Annotated in this window: 22 protein-coding genes; 12 read left to right on the top strand and 10 right to left on the bottom strand. The window is 63.8% G+C overall.

Annotated features, from left to right (window positions below; genetic code table 11):
- Positions 1 to 31 precede the first annotated feature (31 nt).
- Together GC162_15860 and GC162_15855 are read right to left on the bottom strand one after the other, a co-directional pair.
- Positions 32 to 1,477 carry a hypothetical protein gene (locus GC162_15860; protein MBI1370116.1) on the bottom strand — a complete coding sequence of 482 codons (1,446 nt, stop codon included), beginning with the start codon at positions 1,475 to 1,477 and terminating at the stop codon, positions 32 to 34.
- Positions 1,474 to 2,025 carry a sigma-70 family RNA polymerase sigma factor gene (locus GC162_15855; protein MBI1370115.1) on the bottom strand — a complete coding sequence of 184 codons (552 nt, stop codon included), beginning with the start codon at positions 2,023 to 2,025 and terminating at the stop codon, positions 1,474 to 1,476. Before GC162_15855 ends, GC162_15860 begins: the two co-directional genes overlap by 4 nt.
- 90 nt (positions 2,026 to 2,115) lie before the next feature.
- On the opposite strand from GC162_15855, the gene GC162_15850 reads away from it, so the two are divergent.
- Both GC162_15850 and GC162_15845 read left to right on the top strand, forming a co-directional pair.
- The gene (locus GC162_15850; GenBank protein ID MBI1370114.1) at positions 2,116 to 3,303 is read left to right on the top strand and encodes an acetate/propionate family kinase; all 1,188 of its coding nucleotides are present in this window, start codon (positions 2,116 to 2,118) and stop codon (positions 3,301 to 3,303) included.
- A 3-nt stretch (positions 3,304 to 3,306) separates the two neighbouring features.
- Positions 3,307 to 5,682 carry a phosphoketolase gene (locus GC162_15845; protein MBI1370113.1) on the top strand — a complete coding sequence of 792 codons (2,376 nt, stop codon included), beginning with the start codon at positions 3,307 to 3,309 and terminating at the stop codon, positions 5,680 to 5,682.
- 100 nt (positions 5,683 to 5,782) lie between these two features.
- Here the strand turns inward: GC162_15845 and GC162_15840 are convergent, their stop codons facing one another.
- A complete protein-coding gene (locus GC162_15840) occupies positions 5,783 to 6,187 on the bottom strand; it encodes a bifunctional nuclease family protein (protein MBI1370112.1) in 405 nt (134 codons plus the stop codon).
- A gap of 66 nt (positions 6,188 to 6,253) precedes the next feature.
- Here GC162_15840 and GC162_15835 point away from each other — a divergent pair, with 66 nt between their 5' ends.
- From GC162_15835 to GC162_15825, 3 genes are all read left to right on the top strand, one after another.
- Positions 6,254 to 7,126, top strand: a complete 873-nt coding sequence (locus GC162_15835; GenBank protein MBI1370111.1) for a hypothetical protein — start codon at positions 6,254 to 6,256, stop codon at positions 7,124 to 7,126.
- Between the two features lie 364 nt (positions 7,127 to 7,490).
- On the top strand, positions 7,491 to 7,976 hold the full coding sequence (locus tag GC162_15830; protein MBI1370110.1) for a hypothetical protein: 486 nt from the start codon (positions 7,491 to 7,493) through the stop codon (positions 7,974 to 7,976).
- Positions 7,977 to 8,052: 76 nt separating this feature from the next.
- Positions 8,053 to 9,618: a MiaB/RimO family radical SAM methylthiotransferase gene (locus GC162_15825; GenBank protein ID MBI1370109.1), complete on the top strand. Its 1,566-nt coding sequence runs from the start codon at positions 8,053 to 8,055 to the stop codon at positions 9,616 to 9,618.
- 8 nt (positions 9,619 to 9,626) lie between these two features.
- On the opposite strand, the gene GC162_15820 is transcribed toward GC162_15825, so the two are convergent.
- The 5 genes from GC162_15820 to GC162_15800 all read right to left on the bottom strand — a co-directional run bounded on the left by GC162_15820 (position 9,627) and on the right by GC162_15800 (position 13,390).
- Positions 9,627 to 10,121, bottom strand: coding sequence for a hypothetical protein (locus tag GC162_15820; protein MBI1370108.1), 495 nt, complete (start codon positions 10,119 to 10,121; stop codon positions 9,627 to 9,629).
- A gap of 5 nt (positions 10,122 to 10,126) precedes the next feature.
- Positions 10,127 to 11,374, bottom strand: coding sequence for a molybdopterin-dependent oxidoreductase (locus tag GC162_15815; protein MBI1370107.1), 1,248 nt, complete (start codon positions 11,372 to 11,374; stop codon positions 10,127 to 10,129).
- 99 nt (positions 11,375 to 11,473) lie between these two features.
- Complete coding sequence (rpiB, locus tag GC162_15810; GenBank protein MBI1370106.1) at positions 11,474 to 11,911, bottom strand: ribose 5-phosphate isomerase B; 438 nt, start codon at positions 11,909 to 11,911, stop codon at positions 11,474 to 11,476.
- Positions 11,908 to 12,939, bottom strand: a complete 1,032-nt coding sequence (locus GC162_15805) for a hypothetical protein (protein MBI1370105.1) — start codon at positions 12,937 to 12,939, stop codon at positions 11,908 to 11,910. The genes rpiB and GC162_15805 overlap by 4 nt, the downstream gene beginning before the upstream one ends.
- 1 nt (position 12,940) lies before the next feature.
- Entirely contained in the window at positions 12,941 to 13,390 is a 450-nt protein-coding gene (locus GC162_15800) for a transporter (GenBank protein MBI1370104.1), read from the bottom strand.
- 109 nt (positions 13,391 to 13,499) lie between these two features.
- Here GC162_15800 and GC162_15795 point away from each other — a divergent pair, with 109 nt between their 5' ends.
- Positions 13,500 to 15,161, top strand: a complete 1,662-nt coding sequence (locus GC162_15795; protein ID MBI1370103.1) for a fucose isomerase — start codon at positions 13,500 to 13,502, stop codon at positions 15,159 to 15,161.
- Between the two features lie 30 nt (positions 15,162 to 15,191).
- Here GC162_15795 and GC162_15790 read toward each other — a convergent pair whose 3' ends face one another.
- Together GC162_15790 and GC162_15785 are read right to left on the bottom strand one after the other, a co-directional pair.
- Positions 15,192 to 16,019: a hypothetical protein gene (locus GC162_15790; GenBank protein ID MBI1370102.1), complete on the bottom strand. Its 828-nt coding sequence runs from the start codon at positions 16,017 to 16,019 to the stop codon at positions 15,192 to 15,194.
- 192 nt (positions 16,020 to 16,211) lie between these two features.
- Positions 16,212 to 17,138: a TIM barrel protein gene (locus tag GC162_15785; GenBank protein MBI1370101.1), complete on the bottom strand. Its 927-nt coding sequence runs from the start codon at positions 17,136 to 17,138 to the stop codon at positions 16,212 to 16,214.
- Positions 17,139 to 17,167: 29 nt separating this feature from the next.
- On the opposite strand from GC162_15785, the gene tsaB reads away from it, so the two are divergent.
- The 6 genes from tsaB (at position 17,168) to GC162_15755 (ending at position 25,886) form a co-directional block, all read left to right on the top strand.
- The gene (gene tsaB, locus GC162_15780; protein MBI1370100.1) at positions 17,168 to 17,857 is read left to right on the top strand and encodes a tRNA (adenosine(37)-N6)-threonylcarbamoyltransferase complex dimerization subunit type 1 TsaB; all 690 of its coding nucleotides are present in this window, start codon (positions 17,168 to 17,170) and stop codon (positions 17,855 to 17,857) included.
- Positions 17,858 to 19,237 carry a ribosome biogenesis GTPase Der gene (gene der / locus GC162_15775; GenBank protein MBI1370099.1) on the top strand — a complete coding sequence of 460 codons (1,380 nt, stop codon included), beginning with the start codon at positions 17,858 to 17,860 and terminating at the stop codon, positions 19,235 to 19,237. It begins immediately after the preceding gene.
- Between the two features lie 277 nt (positions 19,238 to 19,514).
- Entirely contained in the window at positions 19,515 to 20,237 is a 723-nt protein-coding gene (locus GC162_15770; GenBank protein ID MBI1370098.1) for a response regulator, read from the top strand.
- 12 nt (positions 20,238 to 20,249) lie between these two features.
- Positions 20,250 to 21,461 (top strand): PAS domain-containing protein, encoded by a 1,212-nt coding sequence (locus GC162_15765; protein MBI1370097.1) that lies wholly within the window; start codon positions 20,250 to 20,252, stop codon positions 21,459 to 21,461.
- Positions 21,462 to 21,473: 12 nt separating this feature from the next.
- Positions 21,474 to 22,133: a phosphate signaling complex protein PhoU gene (phoU, locus tag GC162_15760; GenBank protein ID MBI1370096.1), complete on the top strand. Its 660-nt coding sequence runs from the start codon at positions 21,474 to 21,476 to the stop codon at positions 22,131 to 22,133.
- A 267-nt stretch (positions 22,134 to 22,400) separates the two neighbouring features.
- Entirely contained in the window at positions 22,401 to 25,886 is a 3,486-nt protein-coding gene (locus tag GC162_15755) for a dehydrogenase (GenBank protein ID MBI1370095.1), read from the top strand.
- Positions 25,887 to 25,895: the final 9 nt, after the last annotated feature.

Raw genomic sequence — 25,895 nt, 5'->3', positions numbered from 1 at the left:
CAATCACATTCTCTCCAAAGCGGACCATCCGCTAGGGTTTGACATCGTGCGGATGGTCTGCAGCTCCATCCGTTGCGAGCGTTTGTTGTGGTTCGTTGGCGACGATCTGCAGACCGTTGCAGATCAGGGCGTTGTCGGTTTTGCTGACGGTGATTTCGATGATGCCCGCGACGGGGCGCACGGCGACGAAACGGATGTAGTTGTCGCCGTCGCTGAAGGCGTCGGCGCCGCGTCCGGTGGTCGAGCGCGTCACGCCGGCGACGGTGAAGTCGGCGCCTTGGGCGATGCCGGTGGCGGCGAAAAGAATCAGGTCGTAGGTGCGGCGGTCGTCGAGTCCGTCGAGGCGCATCGTCCACGGCGACGAACCGATGTGGCTGAAAGCGTAATCATCGAAGAGGCCGATCGCCTGCCCGGGGCGCTGGCCGTGCATCTTGACGGTGGAGACAAGCGTGAGGGGCCAGGGCGTTTTGCCGTCGGCGGCGAGCAGTTTGTCGGCAGTGGGACCGGCGACGCGGTTCCAGAAATGTCCGCCCGCGCCCGCCACGCCGGGTCCGTCGTACGCCGGTGTCGGGCCCAAGTCGATGTTGAGCACGCGCTGGGGCGCGGCGGCGGCGAGGTCGGCGTCGTTGAGCACGACCCGGCCGGCGACCCAACGCATGACCTGCCCGGCGGCGAGCGTCAGGGCGATCGGGTTGGCCGGATCGTCGCGCGTCACGGCGACGCGGCCGCGCGTGACATGAATCGTCGGCTCGCCGTCGTCGGGGGCGTCGATGCGGAAGGCGGTGCCGAGGTCGATGACGTGCGTCTGATGCGGCAGATCGACCGTGAAACCGTGCGCGTTTTGGGGCACGGTCGCTTCAAGACGCCCATGCGTGAGCCGCCCGCGGTTGGGCCCGGTCATTTGAAACTCGCACGGGCCGATCAGGTCGACGACGGCGGTCGAGTTGAACATGATCTGCGCGGAGCCGGCGGTGAGCTTGATCGGAGCTGTGAGGGCGGAGCCGAGGGAAAGCTCGCCGTCGGCGAACGCGGCGTCATTCGAGAGGTCGCTGAGGATGGCGAAAGATGCCGGGGCGGCGGAGTGGGGAGCGGGGAGTTGGGAGTGAGGAGTGGAAGGCAAGAATAAGTAGGTCAACGCGGCGGCGATGACAAGCAGCGCGGCGAGCACGGCGTTGATGCTGAACGCTGAACCTTTGAGGTACCAGACGCGTCGCCCCATGGCGGGCTCAGGGTCGGCCTGGGGCGCTGCGGACGATTCCTTCACGCCGACGCTGAGCCGCGCTTCGCGGCGAAGCGTCTGGTACTCCCGGGCGATCAGTTCGTCGCGGATGCGCCGATCGTCGAAGGTCTGCCGCGTGAAGATCGCCGCGTGATCCGGCGAGGCGTTGATCCAGTCGGCCAGCTCACGATGTCCCGCGGCGTCGAGTTCGCCGTCGAGGTAGGCGTGCATCAGCGCGATGGAACGATCCGTGCTCACGCGCGTTCGCCCTCCATCCGTCGGCGGATGCACTCGGCGAGCAGCTCGCGCACCCGGTGCAGCATGACGCGCACCCGATTCGCGTTCGTCCGCATCGCGTCGGCGATCTGCGCGGGCGTGCGGTCGTCGGTGTAGCGCAGCGTCAAAAGCTCGACGCTGCGGTCGGGCAGTTCGTCCATGCAATCCGCCAGCGCCCGCTTGCGGTCCTGAAGCTCATCGTGCAATTGCTCATAACCGGCGGCGACGGCGTCGAGCGTCGCGCCGGCGAACTGGTGCGGATCGCGGCGCGAGCGGCGAAGATGATTAAGCACTTCGAAGCGCGCCATGCCCATCGCCCAACTCGCAAACGGGCGGGACGGGTCATATTCGTCGTACTTGGCGACGAGCGCCGAGGCGGTCTTTTGCAGCACGTCCTCCGCCGCATGTCGATCGCGGATCATCGAGGCGATGAACCCCGCGACGACCGGCTGGGCCGCCGTCCACTGCTCGGCGAGCCGCTGATAGCGATTGGAATGCGAAGCCGAATCGTTCATTCGGGAACTCTCCATATCTATGTCAGCCGCCGCCGGGCGATCATTACAAGGGGCGGGCGATTATTTTGTCGACGCGCCGATCGGTACAATGCGGCGGGAGACCCTATGTCCAGAGCGGCCCGGCACATCCTGTCGATCAACGGCGGCTCGTCGAGTCTTAAATTCTCGCTTTTCGAGGCCGGCACGTCGATCCGCCGCATCCTCGACGGGGCGATTTCACGCATCGGGCTCCCCGACGCCCGGCTGGTCATGCATGGCGATGTCGAACTGGAGGCATCGGTGAACATGCCCGATCACGTCGCGGCGGTGCATGAACTGATCGACCGGCTCGACGCGCTGGGCGCGACGGCTGATCTGGCCGCGGTCGGACATCGCATCGTACACGGCGGGCCGACGTATTGGCGACCCCAGCTTGTCGACGCCGCCATGCTCGATGAGCTTCGGCGGCTCAGTCCGTTCGACCCGGTGCATCTGCCGCAGGAGATCGCGCTGATCGAGGCGATGGGTCACCGGCTCGACGGCGTGGGGCAGGTCGCCTGTTTCGACACGGCGTTCTTTTACGATCTGCCGCGCGTCAGTCGCATGCTTCCGATTCCGCGGCGGTACGAAGCGATGGGTATTCGCCGGTACGGGTTTCACGGCTTGTCGTATGCGTACCTGATGGACGAGCTGGGCGAAGCGGCCACGGGGCGGGTGGTGCTGGCGCATCTGGGTAATGGGGCGAGTCTGGCGGCGGTGCGCGATGGGAAGCCGATCGACACGACGATGGGCTTCACGCCGACGGCGGGCACGATGATGAGCACGCGCAGCGGCGACATCGATCCGGGACTCGTCGCGTATCTGGCGCACGCCGAGGGGATGACGGCGGATCAGTTCAATGACATGGTCAATCATGCTTCGGGTCTGCTGGGCGTATCGGAGACGAGTTCGGACATGCGCGATCTGTTGTCGCGCGAAGCGGGGGACGAACGTGCGGCGGAGGCGGTGACGATGTTCTGCTATCAGGTGCGCCGATGGATCGGCGCATTCGCCGCGGCGCTGGGCGGGCTCGACACGCTGGTCTTCACCGGCGGCATCGGCGAGCATCAACCGGTGATTCGCTCGCGCATCTGTGCGGACCTTGCGTTTGCGGGCGTCGCGCTCGACGCATCGCGCAACGCGACGAATGATACACTCATCAGTGCGGCGGCGAGCAAGGTCGCCGTGCGCGTCGTTCCGACGGACGAGGCGCTTCTGATCGCGCGGCTGGTGAATGGCCTGCTCGACGAAATCGCCGCACAGGGAAAGAAGTGAACCATGACGACCCGGACGTTATCTCCCGAAATGCTCGAGAAAATGGACGCTTACTGGCGGGCGTCGAACTATCTGTCGGTGGGGCAGATTTATCTGTATGACAATCCGCTGCTGCGCCGGCCGCTCGAAATGAGCGACATCAAGAACATGCTGCTGGGGCATTGGGGCACGTCGCCGGGGCAGAACTTCGTGTACGTGCATCTGAACCGCATCATCAATGAGCACGACCTGAACATGATCTACGTGTCGGGCCCCGGGCACGGCGGACCGACGGTTGTCAGCCACACGTACCTCGAAGGCACGTACAGCGAAATCTATCCGAACATCACGCAAGACGAAGCCGGGCTGCGCAAGTTGTTCGTCCAGTTCTCGTTCCCCGGCGGCATTCCGAGCCACGCCTCCCCCGAGTGCCCCGGCTCGATTCACGAAGGCGGCGAACTGGGCTACTCATTGAGTCACGCCTACGGCGCCGTCTTCGACAATCCCGATCTGATCGTCGCCTGCGTCGTCGGCGATGGCGAAGCGGAGACCGGCCCGCTGGCGACCGCATGGCACGCCAACAAGTTCGTCAACCCCGCGGCCGACGGCGTCGTCCTGCCGATCCTGCATCTCAATGGTTTCAAGATCGCCAACCCGACCGTGCTCGCCCGCATTTCGCATGACGAGCTGGCGGCGCTGTTTCACGGTTACGGCTACACGCCGCTGTTTGTCGAAGGCGACGAACCGGCTCTGATGCATGAAGCGATGGCGACGGCGCTCGACGAAGCCGTGCGGCAGATCAAGGCGATTCATCACGCGGCGCGGCGGCAGGGCGATACAAGCCGTCCGCGCTGGCCAATGATCGTCCTGCGCACGCCCAAGGGTTGGACCGGCCCGCGGGAAGTCGATGGCGTGCCGAACACGGGTACGTTTCATGCCCACCAGGTTCCCATCTCCGACCCCCGCGCCAAACCGAACCACCTGAAGCTCATCGAAGACTGGCTCCGCAGCTACCGGCCGCACGATCTGTTCGATGAAACAGGCCGACTCAAGCCCGAACTCGCCGCGCTCGCCCCGAAGGGCGATCGACGCATGGGGGCCAATCCGCATGCCAACGGCGGACTCCTCCTGCGCGATCTGCGCATGCCGGACTTCTGCGATTACGCCCTGGACGTCCCCGAGCCCGGCGTCCGCGGCAAGGGCGACACGCGCGTCCTCGCCCCCTTCCTCCGTGACATCCTCAAGCTCAACGACGATCAGAAAAACTTCCGCATCTTCGGCCCCGACGAGACGATCTCCAACGGACTCGAAGCCGTCTTCGATGTGACGAACCGCCAGTGGCTCGGCGAAACCGTGCCCGGCGATGAGCGGCTCGCGCCGGCCGGACGCGTCGTCGAAATGCTCAGCGAGCATCAGTGCGAGGGCTGGCTCGAGGGCTACCTCCTCACCGGACGCCACGGCCTCTTCAACTGCTACGAGGCCTTCATCCACATCGTCGACTCCATGTTCAATCAGCACGCCAAATGGCTCAAGGTCACCTCGCATCTGCCCTGGCGACGCAGGATCGCCTCGCTCAACATCCTCCTCGCCTCGCACGTCTGGCGGCAGGACCACAACGGATTCACCCATCAGGACCCCGGCTTCATCGACCACGTCGTCAACAAAAAAGCCGAGATCGTCCGCGTGTACCTCCCACCCGATGCGAATTGCCTTTTGTCCGTGATGGATCATTGCCTGCGCAGCCGGCACTACGTCAACGTCGTCGTCGCCGGCAAGCACCCGGCCCCGCAGTGGCTTTCGATGGACGCCGCCGTCAAACACTGCGCCGAAGGCATCGGCATCTGGTCATGGGCCAGCAACGATCAGGCCGACGAACCCGATGTCGTCATGGCCTGCTGCGGCGACGTGCCGACGCTCGAAACGCTCGCCGCCGTCTCGATCCTCCGCGAACAGCTTCCGCATCTCAAAGTCCGCCTCGTCAACATCGTCGACCTCATGAAGCTCGTCCCCCACACCGAACACCCGCACGGCCTGACCGACCCCGACTTCGACGCACTCTTCACTTCCGACAAACCCGTCATCTTCGCCTTCCATGCTTATCCCTGGCTGATCCACCGCCTCACCTACCGCCGCCGCAACCATCACAACATCCATGTCCGCGGCTACAAAGAGGAAGGCACCATCACCACGCCGTTCGACATGACCGTCCTCAACGAACTCGACCGCTTCCACCTCGTCATGGACGTCATCGACCGCGTCAAAGAAACCGGCGAGCCGGGCATCTACCTCAAACAAGCCCTCAAAGACAAACTCATCGAACACCGCCGCTACATCGAAAAGCACGGCCAGGACCTCCCCGAAGTCCGCGAATGGAAATGGGGACACACGGAGCGGGCGTGACAAACAAATTGAATCGGGTTGTTTAGCCGCGACCCGCAGGGGAGCGCTCCCCGTCGCGCTTCCCTGCGGGTCGCGGCTAAACGGGGGCATGTGCGTTGTGTTACCCGTTCGCTCCGCCGGCTTCTTCGAGGACGTGTTCGGCGACGTAGATGGGGACTTCGTTGGCGATGCCGAGGGCGATGGCGTCGCTGGGGCGGGAGTCGATTTCGAGGGTTTGGCCGTCCTGCTGGACGACGAGTTTGGCGAAGAAGGTTCCGTCGCGCAGGTCGTTGATGACGATCTGGGTGAGTTCGCCGCCAAGTTGTTCGATGACGTCGGCGAGGAGTTCGTGGGTCTGGGGGCGTTTGACGGGGATGTTTTTGAGGCGGCGTTCGATGGCGGCGGCTTCGTACATGCCGATGACGATGGGGAAGGTGCGGTCGCCGTCGACTTCGCGCAGGTAGATGACCTGATAGTCCTGCGTTTCGGTGATGAGGATGCGCGAAAGCTCCATGTGGACAGGCATGCGGCGACTCCTGCGTGCGGCGGCGAGCGAATCCGCCGATGGGTGCGGGTGATTATACTCTCGCAGATGCCCAGCGTTCTTTCCATGCCGGTTCCCGCGCGATTCGATCTGACGGCGGCGGTGTGTTTTTACGGGTACTACAAGCTGGCGCCGAACCATTGGGACGCGGCGGCGCGGACGCTGCATCGCCCGCTGCGCGACGCGGCGGACAAACCGGTGGATGTGCGCATCACGCAACCGGCGGGGCGGATGATTCGCATCACATGTACCCGCACGCTCCGCCGGGCGGACCACGCGCCGATCAAAGAGCAGGTCGCGCGGATGCTGCGGATGGACGAGGATTTTGCGGGATGGCATCGGCTCCATCCCGACGCCGCCCGGCGGAAGTTCGGGCGATTGTTCCGCTCGCCGACGCTTTTCGAGGACATCATCAAGACGATCACGAGCTGCAACGTCGCATGGTCGAGTACGAAGGTGATGAACGTGAAGCTGTGCGAGCACTACGGCGGCGGGGCATTTCCGACGCCGGGGGAACTGGCGAAGGCGACGGCGGGGGCGGTGAAGGAGAGGTGCCGCGTGGGGTATCGGGCGGAGCGGATCGTTCGGCTGGCGCGCGATGTGCATGAGGGGCGGATCGATTTGGCGTGGTATGAAGATGCGGGGCGGACGACGGAGGAATTGTTCGCGGCGCTGGTGAAGATTCACGGCATCGGGCCGTATGCGGCGAACAACATCTTGCAGCATCTGGGGCATTACAATCGGCTGGCGGTGGACAGCGAATTGCTGCGGCACTTGCGGCAGGTGCATCGGATCGACGGCTCGCAGCGGCACGTCACGCGCGCGGCCGAGCGGTATTACCGTCAGTATGCGCCGTACCAGTTTCTGGCGTACTGGTTCGAGTTATGGACGGGGTATCAGGAGCGGAACGCGGTGCTGTGACGGCGCGATCCGCATCGCTTGACCATTTTGACATCGCACGCTCCGGCCGGCCGCACAATCGGTACGACCGGTGCGAGCGGTCGAGAATTGACTGGCGCGGCGGTGGCCGAGGCGACGAACGCGCGGCATTGTTGCTCTACGCCATGCGTGCGGCGATGGAGAACAAGGCATGGAAATCACGGACATGGTCAAAGTGACGATGATCGTCGCGGCCTGGTCGATCCTCTGGTACGGCGTGGGGCTCTCGATCGCGACGTCGCAGACCCTCGCCACGGTCGTTTCGCATTTCACGGTCGGGGCGTTCATCGGGTGACCTCTGTGACGACTCGGACACGCGCGATCGCCGCGGCGGTATGATCAGGGCATGGCGCCTCTGATCGGATACGCGGTCGTGCTGATCTACTATCTGTGGTTCGTCGGCGGGGCGGTGCTGGCGGCGCTCGGGTGCGGGCTTTTGCTTTTTCGCCGCACGCGCCGGGCGGGCGCGATCGTGCTGACGGTCGGGCTGATCTGGGGCGGGGCGATCTGGATGCGCGAGCTGATGTTCGCACGGAAGTATGCGTTCGTCGGGCGGCATTTTCAGGACGTGTCGCGCGGCATGACCGAGGCGCAGGTGGTGGACACGCTCGGCGAACCGACGGGGCGCGATGCGAATGTGCTCATCTGGCGGCGGGAGCACATCATGGTCCAGCCGCGCTTCGGGGAGATATGGCGGGGTTGGACGCCGCTCGACGATGATTTTTCGTACAACGAGCCGCAGTCGACGGATTATCTCATCGAGCTCGACGGGCGGGGCGAGGTCCGGCGCAAGCATGATCCGAAGACGGGGCGGTATGTGGATGATGATTGAAGGAGGCGGGGGGACTTAAGTCCCCCCGCCTTGTACAGTCGAATTGCCCGCCGCACCCCGGTAAAATCAGGCCGCGATGTCTGACGCAAATACACGCAAAGTCTATCTCGAAACCTTCGGCTGCCAGATGAACGTGCTGGACAGCGAACTGGTGGTCGCGCAGCTTCGCTCGCTCGGATATGTCGTCACGCCCGACCCGGCGGGGGCGGATGTCGTGCTCTACAACACCTGCTCCGTGCGGCAGGCGGCGGAGGACAAGGTCTACGGCCGGCTCGGCGAGGCGACGCATCTCAAGAAAGCCAACCGCGATGTCGTCGTCGGCGTCATCGGCTGCATGGCCGAGCGTGACGGGGCGACGTTGATGAAACGCTATCCGCAGGTGGACCTCATGTGCGGGCCCGGCGAGCTGGACAAGGTGCCGCTGCTCATCGACAACGTGGTCAAGACGCGCCATCGTCAGACCGCTTTGCAGGGGCACAACGCCCGCCGCTCATCGACGCTCGCCGCCGCGGCGGATGAACTGGAACTGCTCGACCTTTCGCGTTCGATCAGCGCGGAGGATCACAACGGCTCGGCCTATGTGCGGATCACGCGCGGGTGCAACAAGTTCTGCACCTACTGCGTCGTGCCCTTTACGCGCGGGGCTGAGGTGCATCGCCCGCCCGAGCACATCATTGACGAATGCAAGCGGCTTGCCGACGCGGGCGTGATCGAAGTCACGCTGCTGGGGCAGACCGTCAATCACTACCGTTACGATCACGGCGCGGCGGTGAGCGTCAACGGCGTCGAGCAACCGCAGGTCGGACCCGGCGGCGGGGCGTTCCGCAATCCCGACAGCAAATTCAACGTCGGCCGCCGCGTGACGAGCTTCGCCGATCTCTTGAAGCGCATTCACGATGAAGTCCCGGCGATCGCGCGCTTGCGTTTTGTGACCAGTTATCCGCGCGACTTCGGGGATGACATTTTGCAGGTCATGGCCGATTCGCCGCGCATCTGTCGCTATCTGCATGTGCCGGCCCAGTCGGGGTCGGATCGCGTGCTCAAGATCATGAACCGGGAGTACACGGTCGAGGAATACGTGAATTTCATCGACCGGGCGCGCCGGTTCATGCCCGACGTGCAGTTCGCCAGCGACTTCATCGTGGGCTTCCCCACGGAGACGGACGCGGAATTCGTGATGACGATTGATCTCGTCCGCCGCTGCCGCTTCAAGAACAGCTTCATCTTCAAGTATTCCCCGCGCCCCGGCACGCTCGCCATCGACAAGTACGCCGACGATGTCGATGAGGACACGAAGCGCTATCGCAACATGAAGCTGCTCGAGGTGCAGGCGGAAGTGTCGCAGCAGGTGTCCAACGAGCAGATCGGCAGGACGCTCGAGGTCATGGTCGAAGGCGTGAGCCAGCACGTCAAGCGCGGCGTCGCGCGGCGGGGGGACTTAAGTCCCCCCGCCTCCAATGTCGAACTCCGCTGGGAGCAGACCGAAGCGGCGACGCAACTGACCGGCCGCACCGGCGGCGACCTGATCGTCATGTTCGACGGCCCGGCGGAGATGATCGGCCGCATCGTCCCCGTCAAAATCCACACCGCCAAACCCCTCGCCCTCTTCGGCGACCGCGTCGAAGCCGCCGCGACGGTTTGAACCCATTGTTATTTTGATTTGCCCGCGGAAAAATGCTGTTTGAGGTACGTCAGCACCTGTGTCCGTGCCGGTTCGCCGACGTCGGGCATGCCGTTCTTTTTGATCATGGTGACCCAGAGCTCGTCCCATGCGGCGTCGGTCAGATGCTGCTGCGTGACGAGTTGGAGCGAGTGACACATGCTGCACAGGCCCAGCGTCGTGTCGCGCCCGTCGCCGGGGGGTAGCCCGCCGAGCAGTTCGCCGCCGATTGGGGCGGCGGGGGCGTCGACGATGACGAGCGCCGCCATCGGATCGCCCGGCGGCACGTTCGCGCGGCGGGCGTACACGGGCATCGGGTCGTAGTCGATGTACGTCTCAAGCCGCGGCAGCGATTGCATCGGGTCATACGGATTGGGCGCCGGCCGATTGAGCAGACGCGCCATCGGATCGTACGGCTCGTCCGCGCCGATCGAGAAGCCGGCGGCGATGAGCAGCAGCATAAGGATGATCAGGCGTCGAGTCATGCGGTTCACGATGCGAAGACGGCGATGCGGTGCTGCATGTTGTTGAGATAGCCCTTGGGGTTCCAGCCGGGCGTGACGGGCGGCTGGGCCACGCCCTGATCGTCCGTCGCGCACGCCCAGATTTCGTAGTAACCCGCCTCCGGCAGCGCGATCTTCGCACGCCAGTTGTGCCACGCGCCGGGGTTGACCGGCTTGTCGAGCGAAGCGGGGATCCAGGTCGCGCCGAAGTCGATGCTGATGTGCATCTTCTCGACGAGCCGATCACCGGCCCAGGCATGCCCGCGCACCTCCAGTTCCTTCTTGGCGTCGACCTTGAGCCCGGTGCGCGGCGAAGTGATGACCGACTTGACCGGCAGCGAGGACATGATGACCCAGTTGTCATCGGCGACCGTCTCGCCCGGCGCGACGGGGTGTTTGGGCATCATGTACGCCGGGGCGAGCATCTTTTCGCCGTCGTGCACCTTGTCGCGCAGCTCGACGCGCGTGAGCCATTTCTGCGAGCACGAACCGGCCCAACCGGGCACGACGAGCCGCAGCGGAAAACCATTGAGCGGCGGAATCGCCGCGCCGTTCTGTGCGAAGGCGATGAGATTCTTCTCATCCATCGCCTTCTCGATCGGCACGCCGCGCGACAGCGCCTCCTTGCCCGGCAGACGCGACAGGTGCACGTCGGCGCTGTGGTGTCCGGTGTACACGGCCGACTTTTTCACGCCCGCCTTGTTGAGCACATCGCGCAGCCGCACGCCCGTCCACTGCGAGCACGCCACCGCGCCGGTGGTCCACTGATTGCCCGACGCGCCGGGACTGTAAAACGCCCGCCCGTTGCCGGCACATTCGATGACAAGCTGTTGCGTGACAACCTCAAAATCCTTCTTGAGGTCATCGATGGAAAGCGTCATCGGGCGATCGACCTGGCCGTCGATCGTCAGCGTCCAGCCGGCGGCGTCCTGTTTGATCGCCGCCTCGGGCACGAAGCCGTGGTTGCGGACGAAATGACGATTCGATGGGGTGACGGCGTCATCGAGCAGATGGGCCGGCGTCTCGGCGTTGACGGGTTTGTCGGCCAGCAGGATCAGCCCGTCCTTCGTCTTCATCATGTCCGTTTCGGGCACATCGGCGAGGGCGACGGGCATGAGCCCCTCGGGCATCAGCGCGGCGAAGGGAATCGCCGCGCCCAGCGCCGCGGTAAGCGAGCCCAGACTCGCGCCTTTGAGGAAGTCGCGTCGATCGATCGGCGAAGATGATGCGGGCATGAAGGGCCTCCTTGAATGATCCAGCAATTGTCAAAAATACTGCACGGCTTTACCACGGAAGCACCCTCACCCCGGCCCTCTCCCGGAGGGAGAGGGAGGTCACGGCAGGGGTTCGTCGATCTTTTCGATGCGCACCTTATGGCGTCCGCCTTCAAAATCAGTATTGAGCCACATGCGCACGATTTCAAGGCACAGTGCTCCCGACACCTGACGCGCGCCGATGGACAGCCCGTTGGCGTCGTTGTGCATGCGCGAGAGTTTGGCCGTGTCCAGGTTCCAGCACAGGGCGCAGCGCACATGCGGCACGCGGTTGGCCGCGATCGCCTCCCCATTGCCCGACCCGCCGAGCACGATGCACCGGTCCGCCTTGCCATCGCGCACCGCCAGCGCGGCGGGGCGGATGAAATCGGGGTAGTCGCACTTCTCGTTGGAGAACGTGCCGAAGTCGAGCACCTCGTGGCCAAGCCCGGTGAGCATGGCCTTGATCTGCTCCTTGTATTCGTAACCGGCGTGATCCGTGCCGAGCGCGATTTTCATGTCCGACCCTTCCTGAAAAATGTCAGCTCATGCACGCGAAGGGGAACATGCCGACCCTCCGCGGGGGCTGACAACAGTGTACCGATTTCCCGGTGACTCCACCTGACGATCGCGAACCCGATCGGCGCCTGACTGAGCATCGGGGCGAACGTCGAACTGGTCACGCCGCCGACAAGCTGCGCGTCCGGCCCGTCCTTGTCATGCACCGGCGCGCCCGCCGGGGGAATCGCTTCGCCCTCCGCCCGGAAACCGACGAGCACTTTCGCCGGATGCCCCAAGCTCTGCATCCGCGCGACGATTTCCTGCCCGCGGTAGCAGCCGGCCGTGAAGCTCACCGCTTCGTCGAGCACGCCCGTCTCGTGCGGCAGCGAGTCGGCGCCGAAGTCGATGTTGAACATCGGCCGCCCGGCTTCGATCCGCGCGATGTTGAACGCCAGCCAGCCGATGCGCCGGAACGTCTCGCCGCCGTCGGCGAACGCCATGACGTCGCCGACCGGCAGCCAGTAATGCATCCCGATTTCGCCGGTTTCGTCGTAGCGGTAGCTCATCGCCGTCGGCGCGTCGATCTGCTGAGCGTTCGGCCCGTGAAAACTGATGCGATGATGCGACTGCGAGAGATTTTCGATCTTCACATCTTCGCCGAACAATAGATTGTCGAGTTCCCTTGCGATCGGCTCGACCTGGTGAATGTCCAGGTCGATGAGCGTCGCATCCTCGCGGGCGATGAGCAAAAGGTCCGCCATGATGCGGCCCTTGGCGTTGAGCAGAAAGTTCCGCTGCACGTCGCCGATGCTCATCGCCTTCACGTCATTGGAAAGCATGCGGTGCAGGAAATCGACGCGGTCCTTGCCGCTGATGCGCAGCAGCCCGCGATGCGGACTGTCGAGCATCGCCGCGGTCTTGCGGATGGCGGCGTACTCGAGTTCGATGACGTCAAGCTGCGCCACCATTTGCGCCTTGTCGCCCCACGGCAAAAAGAGCGCATCGGCGGCCTGATCGTGCTCGAAAAGTGGCGAGGGCACAGCCATGTTACTGCCCGGGCTTGCGGACGCCGATCGAAAGAAGCAGGTTCGCCCACAACGCCTGATCGGCCGTCTGAATCGTCATGATCAGATCCGGCCCGCGCACTGCCTCGTAAAAGTCCCACTTCTGAATCGGCTCAAGCTTGAGCTTGAGCTTGGCCTTCTTGAAAATCGCGCGGTACTCGTCCCAGATCGGCGGGTCGGACTGAGCGTAGGGATCGTCGGCGGGAATGCCCATCGTGTTCGCCACATCAATGGGCACCGCGTCGACGAGCGCTTCAAGCACCTGCGTGCAGCTTACCACGCCCGGCGAGAGATTCAGATTGATGTGCGTCGCGTTGGGCCCGAGCGTCGTGCCCGAGGGGTAATTGCCGTCGGCGATGAGGATCTTGGAATGATGACCGGCGCGGCCGAGGCATTCGAGAATCGTCGGATGCAAAAGCTTGTAGCGAAGCATGTGCGTCAATCTCTCAGTATGTTGAATGAAAAACTCAAGTCGAAATCGAACCTCGGAACATACCATACCACCTTTCCAAAGATGGAGGCAACGCATGTCAAGTTACAAGATGCCCAAGGCGGCGAAGGTCGCGAAGGTCAAGAGCAAGCAAGTGCTGCTGGTGGCGAGCGGCGATTTGAGGCCGGCGGCGAATCGCGTGTGCTGGCCGGCGCAGGAGGCGATGGAGACGCAGCTCGCCGCGGCGATCAAGGCCTGCGGGTACGAACTGGTCCGCGCGCATCCGTACCGCGCTTCCGAGGGCCACGGCTTCATCGACTCGCAGAAACTCGGCATGCGCATCTTCGCCGACATCGACCCCGATGCGAAGCTCATCGTCGCCGAGGCCGTCTGGCAGTATTCGCATCATGTCCTCAGCGGCCTCATCTCGCACCGCGGGCCGATCCTCACCGTCGCCAACTGGTCCGGCCAGTGGCCCGGGCTCGTCGGCATGCTCAATCTCAACGGCTCGCTCACCAAGGCCGGCGTGAAATACTCGACGCTCTGGAGCGAAAACTTCCTGCAGGACGATCGCTTTTTGAAAAGTCTCGACACCTGGCTCAAGAAGGGCAAGGTCAGCCATCGCATCACGCATGTCGCCCCGCTCGCCAAGGTCAAAGTGCCGGCGGCCGAACGCAAACTCGGCGAAGTCCTCGCGTCGCAGCTTCAGCGCGACAAGGCGATCATGGGCGTCTTCGACGAAGGATGCATGGGCATGTTCAACGCCATCATCCCCGATCACCTGCTCCACCCGACCGGCGTCTATAAGGAACGCCTCAGTCAATCGGCGCTCTTCGCGGCGACGAGCCGCGTGACGGATGCGGAAGCGAAGCGCGTTTTCGAATGGCTCATCGCCAAGGGTATGAAGTTCAAGTTCGGGCCCAATGAGGAAAACGATCTGACCGAGTGGCAGGTGCTCACGCAATGCAAGATGTACATCGCCGCCGTGCGCATCGCGCACGACTTCGGTTGCGACACGATCGGCATTCAATACCAGCAGGGTTTGAAAGATTGTCTGCCCGCCAGCGATCTGGTCGAGGGCATGCTCAACAATGCCGACCGCCCGCCCGTGACGGCGACGGAGAACAAGGGTGATACCCAACTCTACCGCGGCAATCCGCTGCCGCACTTCAACGAAGTCGACGAATGCGCCGGCCTCGACGGACTGCTCACGTACCGCGTACACAAGGCGATGGGCCAACCCGTCGAGAACACGCTGCACGATCTGCGCTGGGGCGACTGGGACGCGAGCGGGACGACGGATGAATATGTCTGGGTATTCGAGATTTCGGGCAGCGCCCCGCCGGCACATTTCATCGACGGCTGGCAAGGCGCCAGCGGCGAGCGGCAGCCCGCCATGTACTTCCGGCTGGGCGGTTCAACGCTCAAGGGCATCAGCCGGCCGGGCGAAATTGTATGGAGCCGGATTTATGTGGCCGACGATGCGCTGAACATGGACATCGGCCGCGCGAAGGTGATCGAACTGCCGCTCACGGAGACGCAGCGCCGCTGGGACGCCACGACGCCGCAGTGGCCGATCATGCACGCGGTGACCTACGGCGTGTCGCGCGATCAGATGATGGCCAAACATCAGAGCAACCACATTCAGGTCGTCTACGCCAAGAACGACAAGGACGCGGACAAGGCGATGTTCGTCAAAGCGTCGATGGCGGCGTCGCTGGGCCTGCGCGTCCATCTCTGCGGGACAAATAAAAAGGGCCAGCCGTGGGGCTGACCCTTCTTTTGGTTGGACTTGCAAATCGACTCAGGAACGACGACGTCCGATCAGGCCCGCGCCGGCGATGAGCCATAGGCCCAAGGACATCGGCTCGGGAACGGACTGGATGAGGTTGAGCTGCTGGCCCGCCCCGCCGTTGTAGAGTTCGAGAATTTCATCGTGGGTCAGCGCCCGGTTCCAGAAGGACCACTCGTCATAAAGCAGCGACCCGCTGCCGTAGATGCCCATGCCGGTGTGCCCGCCGTTGTAGGTCGAGCCGTCGAGACTGCCGGGGGTGATGGAGGCGGTCTGGAAGGACACGCCGGTGACGCCGTCCTGCCACCCGCCGAACTGCGTCGCGGTGCCGGCGGTCTGGTCGATGATCAGCGCGAGGAACATCCACTGCGTGCCGCTGAAGTCCAACCCGAAAGTCTGCCCGGCGGCGACTTCGCTGGCCATATTGGCGGTGCGGATGAAAAACAGGAAATTGGCGTTGTCCCAGCGCACCAGGCCCCAGCCCACATCGGTGCCGTCGAGCTTGTTGCCGACCAGAACCGCCGTCGTGCTGAGCACATCCCAATTGCCGCGCACCCAACCGGCAACCGTGAAATTATTGGTGCCGACGGCCAGCGCGGAGCCCAGATCGACGGAGCTGTCGTCGTCGTCCTGATAAGCATTGTCGAAAACGCTCGTGCCGCTGATGAAACCGGTGGGGGAATTAACGGGATTGACGTTGTTTCCGCTCACGTCATTGAGATCCGTTTCGTAGGTGTAGTACGCTGCAAGCCCGGCCGTCGAAACGGCCGCTTGTACGGCGGAACTGACAAGGAACAGACAGACCACAACCACACAACCGAAGCTGCGCAACGGGAACATAATTCCTCTCCTGGAAGAATTTGGACTCAAACCCCGACCCAGAAATGCGTGGGCCGTATCGCACCGAGATTCTGCGCCTTTGCTCGCGCTCGGACGTGAGCGGCGAAAATATACCGGCGCGATATGGTTATTGTCAATACAATTTTTCGTCGCCGCGAGGGTGAAAAATGGATGTGGAATACGCGCGGCGCGTCAGAGTCGCGCCACCGCCCGCAGCTTTTCGAGGCCGGTCTTCGCCACCGTCAAGGCGTCCTGCTGCCAGAGCGCCTTGTTGAACAACTCGAGACTCAGATAGCAGTTGCAGCGGTTTTCACGGAGGATGTTGATGATTTGGCCGATCGGCGCCGTGCCGTCGCCGGGGTAGACGCGGTCGGCGTCGGTCACCTGCGCTCGGTCCATCGCCGGGTAGTCGTTGAAGTGAAACGAGCGAATCGCCATGCGGCCGAGCAGCGACAGCGATGACGCATCCGTGCCGCCTTTGTACAAGTGAAAGATGTCCGGCAGGACGCACGCATCGGGATGACCGGCTTCGATGGCGACGAAGGTCGCCTCGCTGAGCTTGCCGAGGTTGCGCGAAAAGCCCCAGACTTCAACTTCCGGGATGACGCCGATGTCGTGCCCGATGTCCAGCAGCGCCCGATATCGCTCCGCTGCGACGTACAGGTCGATGACCGGCTCCCTGGTCGCGCCGGCCGGCGGGGCGGCCAGATGCGTGCCGCCCAGTTCCTTCACCAGCGCCATGTCGCGCTTGGCCTGTTCAAGACCCGCCGCACGCTTGGCGTCGTCGTCGATGATCCACGGCGCGAAGCCGATCGCGCTGATGACTTTCAAATTGTGGTCCGCACACTTTTTCGCCAGATCGCCCAGCGATCCGCCCGCCTTCTTGTACGCCTCCATGTCGCCGACCCACGGCTCGATGCCGTCGTACCCCGCCTTGATCGTCACATCAATCTGCTGATCGAGTGGCAACTTCTGCCCGCGAATCGTCGCTGTGTTCAGACATAGTTTCAGGTCCGACGCCGGCTGCTCCGCTTGCACGCGCTGCGGCATCGAACAAGCCGACAGCGCCGCGGCGGAGAGAGTCGAACCGAAAAGCTGACGACGAGTGGGGTGGGTCATGATGCGTCTCCGGGATACAATGGGCCTCGATGAACCAAGGCGATTATAACCTATCGATCGAAACGTCCGGGCGGCACGGGGGGGTGGCGCTGGGGCGGGGGGATGAGCTGATCGAAGCGGTCGATCTGCCGGAGCAGCGGCGGCATGCGGTGGCGCTGTTGCCGACGATTGATGCGCTGTGCGGGCGGCATGGGGTGACCCCCGGAAGCATCGGCGAGATTCATGTGTCGGTCGGGCCGGGGTCGTTTACGGGGCTTCGCATCGGGATCACGACGGCCAAGACGATGGCGCATGTCACAGGCGCGAAGCTCGTCGCGGTGCCGACGCTCGATGTCGTCGTCGAGAACGCTCCGGCGGATCGCAAGACGGTCGCGGTGTGTCTGGCGGCGAAGCGCGGGCAGTGTTTTACGGGGGTGTACGATCGGCGGGGCGATCGGTGGGAGCGGCGCATCGAGCCGAGTCTGCTCACGCCGGGGGAGTTGGTGGAGCAGGTGCCGGGCGAACTGGCGGTGATCGGGGATCATTTGCCGGAATTCGACTGGCCGAGCGGCGTAGAATGTCTGCCTCCGGCGTTGGCCCGGCCGCGTGGTGCGGTGGTGTGGCGGCTGGGGCGGGCGCTGGCGAAAGCCGGCCGATTCGTCGAGCCGCTGGCGCTGGCGCCGCTCTACATTCGCCTGCCCGAAGCGGAAGAGGTCTATCAGGCCAGACACGGAAGCTGAATGTCATTACCGAAAGTCGCCATCGTGGGTCGGCCCAATGTGGGCAAGAGCAGTCTGATGAATATGCTCTCAGGTCGTCGCGTGAGCATCGTCGATCCGACGGCGGGCGTGACGCGCGATCGGGTGAGCTACGAGATGGAGATTCCGCCGGCGGAGCGGGGGGGCAAACCGCGATACTGCGAGCTGGTCGATACGGGCGGGTACGGCGTGTACAGCGGGGATGATGAACTGTGCGTACTCACGAACGACATCGAAGCGCAGATCGCCTTCGCCGTGCAGGAGGCGGCGGTGATTCTGTTCATCGTCGATGCCCAGACGGGTGTCACGCCGCTCGATGAACAGGTCGCGCAATTGCTTCGCCGCAAGGCGGGGGACATGGGGCGGATCGTGCTCGTCGCCAACAAGGTCGACGCCGAGAGCTTCGCCGCCGGTGCGATGGAGGCGACGGCCTTCGGGTTCGGCGAGCCGATGCTCATTTCCGCCACGACGGGCCTGGGCAAGTACAAGCTGCTGAACCTGCTGGCCGACCGGCTCGACTACACCGCCGACATGGCCCCGACGAAAAGCGAGATGCTGCTCGCCATCGTCGGCAAGCGCAACGCCGGCAAGAGCACGCTCGTCAACGCCTTCGCCGGCTCGGAGCGTGTCATCGCCTCCGAACTCGCCGGCACGACGCGCGACAGCGTCGACGTGCGTTTCGACATGGACGGGCGCACGTTCACCGCCATCGACACCGCCGGCGTCCGCAAGCGCAAGAGTCTTGAAGACGACATCGAGTATTACAGTCTGCACCGCGCCCTGCGGTCGATCCGCCGGGCGGATGTGGTGATTCTGCTGCTGGATGCGACGGTGCCGGTCAGCGCGGTGGACAAGAAGCTTTCCAACGAGATCAATGAGCACTTCAAGCCGTGCATTGTCGTGGTCAACAAGTGGGACCTGGTGCCCGAGGCCAAGCAGAAGGAATACGTCGAATATCTGCACGATGCGCTGCGCGGCCTGGACTTCACGCCGACGCATTTCGTCTCCGCAAAGAACAAGCAGGGGCTGACCGCCGTGATGAAAACCGCGCTGGACCTCAATCAGCAGGCCCAGCAGCGCATCACCACCGGCCAGCTCAACGCCATGATCAAGGGCATCCTCGAACAGCGCGGCCCCAGCTCCAAGCTCGGCACGCAGGCCAAGGTCTATTACGTGACCATGCCCGCCGTCCAGCCCCCGACGATCGCCATGTTCGTCAACAACCCCGACCTGTTCGACGCCTCGTACCAGCGCTACATGCTCAACAACATCCGCAAAGTCGCCCCCTTCGCGCAGGTGCCGATCAAACTCCTGTTCCGCCCCCGCCGCCAGACCGACCGCGAAGTCGTCGCCGAGAGTTGAACGCGCACGAGGCCCCACATTTCCACGTGGGGCTCACTTGATCAATCACCGTCACACCCCCAAGCAAGCCCCCACGTGGAAACGTGGGGCCCGTTACCACATTTTGCTCCAAATCCACGGGAAAACCCCGCACGGGCTGCGCGGCTTGTTTGGGTGGCGTTAGAAATCCGTTAGACGCTTGCCTTACGCGGAAACGCCGTCATTATTACGAATATTAACCGTCCCCATGCAGGTGAAACACATGACATCCACCCGTGCCAAAGCCCGCAAGTCCGACATGACGCAATCCGATGCACCCGGCCGCGGGCGCGTGCTTGTGGTCGAAGATGAGGCGGACTTGCAGGAGCTGCTTCAGTACAACCTCGCGCGGGACGGTTTCTCCGTGTCGACGGCGGGGCGGGGGGAGCTGGCGCTTCAGAGCGTCGCGCAGGATCCGCCGGACCTGGTGCTGCTCGATCTGATGTTGCCGGGGATGGATGGATTGGAAGTCTGCCGCTCGCTCAAGAGCGATCCGGCCACGGCTTCGATTCCCGTCGTGATGCTCACCGCCAAGGGCGAGGAAGCCGACGTCGTCGTCGGGCTGGAGATGGGGGCGGACGATTACATCACCAAGCCGTTCAGTCCGCGCGTGCTCATCGCCCGGATCAAAGCGGTGCTGCGTCGGCCGGCGGGCAATGACGCCGCCAATCCCGATGGCGATCAGCCGGCGATTCGCGTCGGGCGGCTACGCATTTCGCCCGCCCGTCACGAAGTGCATGTCGATGACAAACCCGTCGATCTGACGGCGACCGAGTTCCGCATTCTTCATCTCATGGCCCGCCGGGTCGGCCGCGTGTTCACCCGCCAGCAGATTCTCGATGCGCTGCACGAAGGTTTTGCCGCCGTGACCGACCGGTCGGTGGACGTGCAGATCGTGGCGCTGCGTCGCAAGCTCGGCGACGCCGGCTCGTACATCCGCACCGTTCGTGGTGTAGGATATCGGGTCAACGAAGAGGAATAATCCGTGCCCTTCATGCTGGCTGATGCAACGGGCGGGACCGGTTCCGTCGGGTCTCCGTTCGCGTGGATACTGATCGTGCTGCTCGCCGTCGGGCTGGCGGTCTGTGTCATGCTGCTGCGCCGCCGCAGGCACGAAGCGGCATTGATCCGCCACCAGCACGATCAGGCCATGCTCGAAGTGCAGGCCCGGCGCAACGAACTGGAGGCCACGCTCAGCAGCATGCTCGACGGCGTGCTGACGGTCGATCCAGAGCAGCACTTGATGAGTCTCAACGCCGCCGCCGGCCGGCTGCTCGGCGTCGAACCCGATCAGGTCGTCGGCCGCAGTGTTGAAGAAGTCATCACCTCCGACCCCCTTCGCCAGTTCATCGTCGACGCCCTCGCCGCCGACGAACCCATCAAGCGCGACATCGCTCTGGCGACGGGCGAAATGTCCGGCGCGGCCTTCCAGGCGCAGGCCACCGTGCTCACCGACCGCAATGACGAGCGGATCGGATCGCTGATCGCGCTGCACGACGTGACGCAGCTTCGGCGGCTGGAAGTCATGCGCCGAGACTTTGTCGCCAACGTGTCGCACGAAATCAAGACGCCGGTCACGGCCATCAAGGCGGCGGCGGAGACATTGCTCGACTCCGACGAGCACGACCCGGACATCTACCATCAGTTTCTAAGCGTCATCATCCGCCAGGCCGATCGGCTTCAGGCGATTCTCGAAGACCTGCTCAGCTTGGCGCGTATCGAACAGGAAAGCGAGCAGCAGCGTTTGGTCGTCGAGCCGGTGCGCGTGGCGACGGTGCTCGCGCGGGCGGTGGAGACGTGCGGCGCCCGCGCTCAGGCGCGCAAGGCGACGATCGAAGTGGCGTGCCCGGATTATGTGGTCATCCCGGTCAATGCGTCGCTGCTCGAGCAGGCGGTGGTGAACCTCATCGACAACGCCATCAAGTACGGCCCGGAAGGCGGGCGCATCCGCGTCGTCGGTCAACGCATCGGCGAACATGTCGTCGTGAGCGTGCAGGACTTCGGGCAGGGGATCGCGGCGGAGCATTTGCCCCGTATTTTCGAGCGTTTTTACCGCACGGATCGCGCCCGGAGCCGCGAACTGGGCGGCACCGGTCTGGGCCTGGCGATCGTCAAGCACATCGCGCAGGCACACGGCGGGCGGGTTAGTGTAGAATCCAAGCCCGGACAGGGCAGCACATTCCGCATTCACCTGTCGACCTACTGACCGGAGACCGCCGTGAGCATTCATTTGCAGCGTCAGATCGAGAAACTCAAGGGGATGATCCGCGCCCTGAGCACGGCGGCGGAGGACGCCGTCGACAAGGCCATCATGGCCGTCGAAAACCGCGACGCCGCCTCCGCCCGCGAGGTGATCGAGCAGGACCGCAAGATCAACGAGATGGAGATCGACATCGAGGAGGAGTGCCTGCACACGCTGGCGCTGCACCAGCCGGTGGCGTTCGATCTGCGTTACGTCGTGGCGGTGCTCAAGATCAACAACGAGCTGGAGCGCATCGGCGACCACGCGGTGGGCATCGCCGAGCAGGCGGTGTTTCTCGCCAGCGAAGCGACGATCGATTCGGTGCCGTTCAATCTGACGGGCATGACGGTGCGGGTGCGCCAGATGCTCGATCAGGCGCTGGAGGCGCTGATCAATGTGGACACGAACCTGGCGGAGTTCGTGCGCAAGTCCGATGACGAGGTTGATGCGATCCACCGCCAGATGTACGAACAGGTCGAGGCGGCGATCCGCGTGCATCCCGAGCAGGTCGCGCAGCTCGTCAATCTCATGAACATCTCGCGCCAGCTTGAGCGTATCGCCGATTTGACGGTCAACATCGCCGAGGACGTGATCTACATGGCCCGCGGCGACATCGCCCGCCATCACCGCATCTGACGCGCTGGTTTCAATGACGCCCGTTGAGCCGCGAGCCAACGGCGAGCGCTTCCAAACGGGGGTTGCGCCAAATCTCAAGTGGATCTGCGGCGCGGGAACGCCATGGCGATGATCACCGCGGATATCGTGCGTTCGCGCATTTCGGGGGGCGTAAAATATCTCAAATGGTATTCGCAAATCCTCATGGGCGGACGAGGGGCCGATGCTTATGATCGGTCAATCGCACGGAGCGGCGGCGCTCCATTCCTTCCGATCGAGGCCTCGCACATGCAACGATTCGCCCGCATCTGTCTGACGATGGTTCTGCTCGCCTCGTGCCTCGTGAGCGTGGCCCGAGCGGACCGGCCTCTCACGCTTCTGTTCCTCGGCGATCAGGGTCATCACCAGCCCGCCGCCCGCGCCCGGCAGCTCATCCCCGTCCTGCTTCACCGCGGCATCCAGATCGAATACACCGAGAACGTCGACGACCTGAACGACGAAACGCTCGCGCCTTATGACGGGCTGATCCTTTACGCCAACATCGACGCGATCACGCCGTCGCAGGAAGCGGCGCTGCTCCGCTTTGTTGAGTCGGGCAAGGGCTTCGTTCCGATTCACTGCGCTTCGTATTGCTTCCGCAACTCCGAGGCGTTCGTCAAGCTTGTCGGCGCGCAATTCAAATCGCACGGCACCGGCGTCTTCCGCACGCACATCGTCGCGCCGGATCATTCGATCATGCGCGGCTATGAGAGCTTTGAAAGCTGGGACGAGTCGTACGTGCACGACAAGCACAACGAGGCGGGGCGGACCGTGCTGGAGATGCGCGAGAACGAACCGTACACATGGGTGCGCCAGCAGGGCAAAGGCCGGGTGTTTTACACGGCCTGGGGCCACGACGAGCGCACGTGGAGCAATCCGGGATTCCAGGATTTGATCGAGCGGGGGATTCGATGGGCCTGCGGCGCGGACGATGTAGTCGCCGCGATGAAGGCGGCGAAGACGCTCGATCCGTTTGAATATGTGAAGCAGGACGTGGCGTACTATCCGCCGGCCGGGACGCCGGAAGATAAGAAGAAGTGGGAGCGGATGCAGAAGCCGCTTTCGCCGGCCGAGTCGATGAAACACATGGTCGTGCCGGGCGGGTTTCACGTGGAGTTGTTCGCTTCCGAGCCGGATGTGAAGAAGCCGATCTGCATGGCGTGGGACGAGCGCGGGCGGCTCTGGGTCGTCGAGACGCTCGACTACCCCAATGATATTCGCCCCGCCGGTGAAGGCCGCGACCGCATCACGATTTGTGAAGACACCGACCACGACGGCAAGGCGGACAAGTTCACGGTCTTCGCCGATCACCTGAACATTCCGACGAGTCTGACTTTTGCCAACGGCGGCGTCATCGTGCATCAGGCGCCCGATACGCTTTTCCTCAGGGACACGAACGGCGACGACCGGGCGGACGAACGCCGCGTGCTTTTCACCGGTTGGAGCAAGGGCGACACGCACGCCGGTCCGAGCAACTTGCAGTACGGATTCGACAACTGGATCTGGGGCATGCAGGGTTACGCCGGGTTCAACGGCGACATCGGCTCCGAGCGTCATGAATTCCGCATGGGCTTCTACCGCTTCAAGCCCGACGGATCGAAGCTCGAATTCATTCGCTCGACCAACAACAACACATGGGGCCTGGGCTTCTCCGAAGAAGGCGTCATCTTCGGCTCGACCGCCAACAATAATCCTTCCGTTTACATGCCCATCCCCAACCGTTACTACGACGCGGTGAAGGACCTCAAGCCCAAAACGCTCGGCGGCATCGCTGACTCGGCCCGCTTTCTGCCCATCACCGACAAAGTCCGGCAGGTCGATGTCTGGGGCGGCTACACCGCCGGCGCCGGTCACGCCCTCTACACCGCCCGCGCGTTTCCCCAATCCTTCTGGAACCGCGCCGCGTTCGTGAACGGCCCCACCGGCAAACTCACCGGCGTCTTCCTCATCGATCGCGACGGGGCCGACTACCACAGCCGAAATCCCTTCAATCTCATCAGCTCCGATGATGAATGGACCGCGCCGATCTGTGCGGAAGTCGGGCCCGACGGCGCCGTCTGGGTCATCGACTGGTACAACTACATCGTGCAGCACAATCCGACGCCCAAGGGTTACAGCACCGGCCCGGGCAACGCCTACGAAACCGATCTGCGTGACAAGCGACACGGCCGCATCTATCGCGTCGTCTATGACCACGCTCCTGCGTACAAACCCATCGACCTGCACAACGCTTCGCCCGATCAGCTTGTCGCGACCTTGCGGAACGACAATCTGTTCTGGCGGCGGCAGGCGCAGCGGCTGCTCGTCGAGCGCGGCAAGCGCGATGTCGTGCCGGCGCTGATCGATCTGGTGAGCAGCACCGATGTCGACGCACTGGGCCTCAACGTCGGCGCGATTCATGCGCTCTGGACGCTCGACGGGCTTCATGCCCTCGACGGTTCCGACGCCTCCGCTCTCGCGGCGGCGACGGCGGCGCTGCGTCATCCTTCCGCCGGCGTGCGACGAAACGCCGTGCAGGTCCTCCCGCACACTCCGGCGACGATCGATGCGATTCTCGCGGCGAAACTGCTCAATGACGACGACGGACAGGTGCGGCTCATGACGCTGTTGGCGCTTGCCGATGCGCCGGCTTCGGATGCGGCGGGGCGTGCGATCTTCGCCATGATCAGCGAGCCCCGCAATGGCAAGGATCACTGGATGCGCGAAGCGGCGACGATCGCCGCCGTGCATCACGCCTCCGGCTTCCTCGCCGCGGCGTCGAACGATGCGTCGCTCAAACCCGCTGATGCCGCCGACGCCGTGAACCTCATCACCAATCCCTCCTTCGAAGAAGTCGACGCCGGCAAGCCCGTCGGATGGACCCCGCGCACCTACACCGGCCAAGCCCAGCACGCGCTCGTCGAAGGCGGGCACACCGGCAAGTACGCCCTGCATATTCAGTCAGCCGGCGACGGCGCCGACACAAGCTGGTTCACCACCGTCAAACTCAAGCCGCATACGCGCTATCGGCTGACCGGCTGGGTCAAGACCAGGGACATCAACAACGTCGCCAACGGACTCGGCGTCCTGTTCAACATTCACGAACTCCAGTCCTACAAGACGAACGCGCTGAAGGCGACGAACGACTGGCAGCCGCTTCAGGTCGACTTCGACAGCGAGAACCGCAGCGAGGTGACGATCAATTGCCTGTTCGGCGGCTGGGGCCGGTCCGTCGGCGAGGCGTGGTACGACGATCTGTCGGTCACCGAACTGGGCCCGGCGATGGGGAGCGATCTGGCGGGCATCGTGCGGATGGTGCGCGATCAGACGGGCGGGCCTGTCGCCGACACGACGGCGAAGATCGATGCGGATACGACCGTGCTCGAACTGGGCACGCTCGAGAATCTGATGAAGTACGACAAGGGCGTATTGAGCGTCCGCGCCGGCGCGAAGGTCCGGCTGATCTTCACCAACAACGACCACATGCAGCACAACTTCCTGCTCATCAAACCCGGCACATTGGAGGCCGTCGGCGCGGAGGCGGACAAGATGGCGGCCGATCCGAAAGGCCTTGAAAAGAGCTACATTCCGGTGTCGCACGATGTGATCGCGTCGATGCCGCTGGTCGATCCGGGGGCGAAGGCGGTGGTCGATTTCGTCGCGCCGACGGAGCCGGGGCGCTATCCGTATGTCTGTACTTTCCCCGGTCACTGGCGCATCATGCAGGGCGTGTTGATTGTCAAACCGACGAAATAGCACGCCAGG

Source organism: Planctomycetota bacterium, assembly GCA_016125255.1.
Classification (GTDB): domain Bacteria; phylum Planctomycetota; class Phycisphaerae; order Phycisphaerales; family Zrk34; genus RI-421.
Note: the sequence above shows the minus strand (reverse complement) of the source record. Positions and strands in the feature narration are given on the sequence as shown.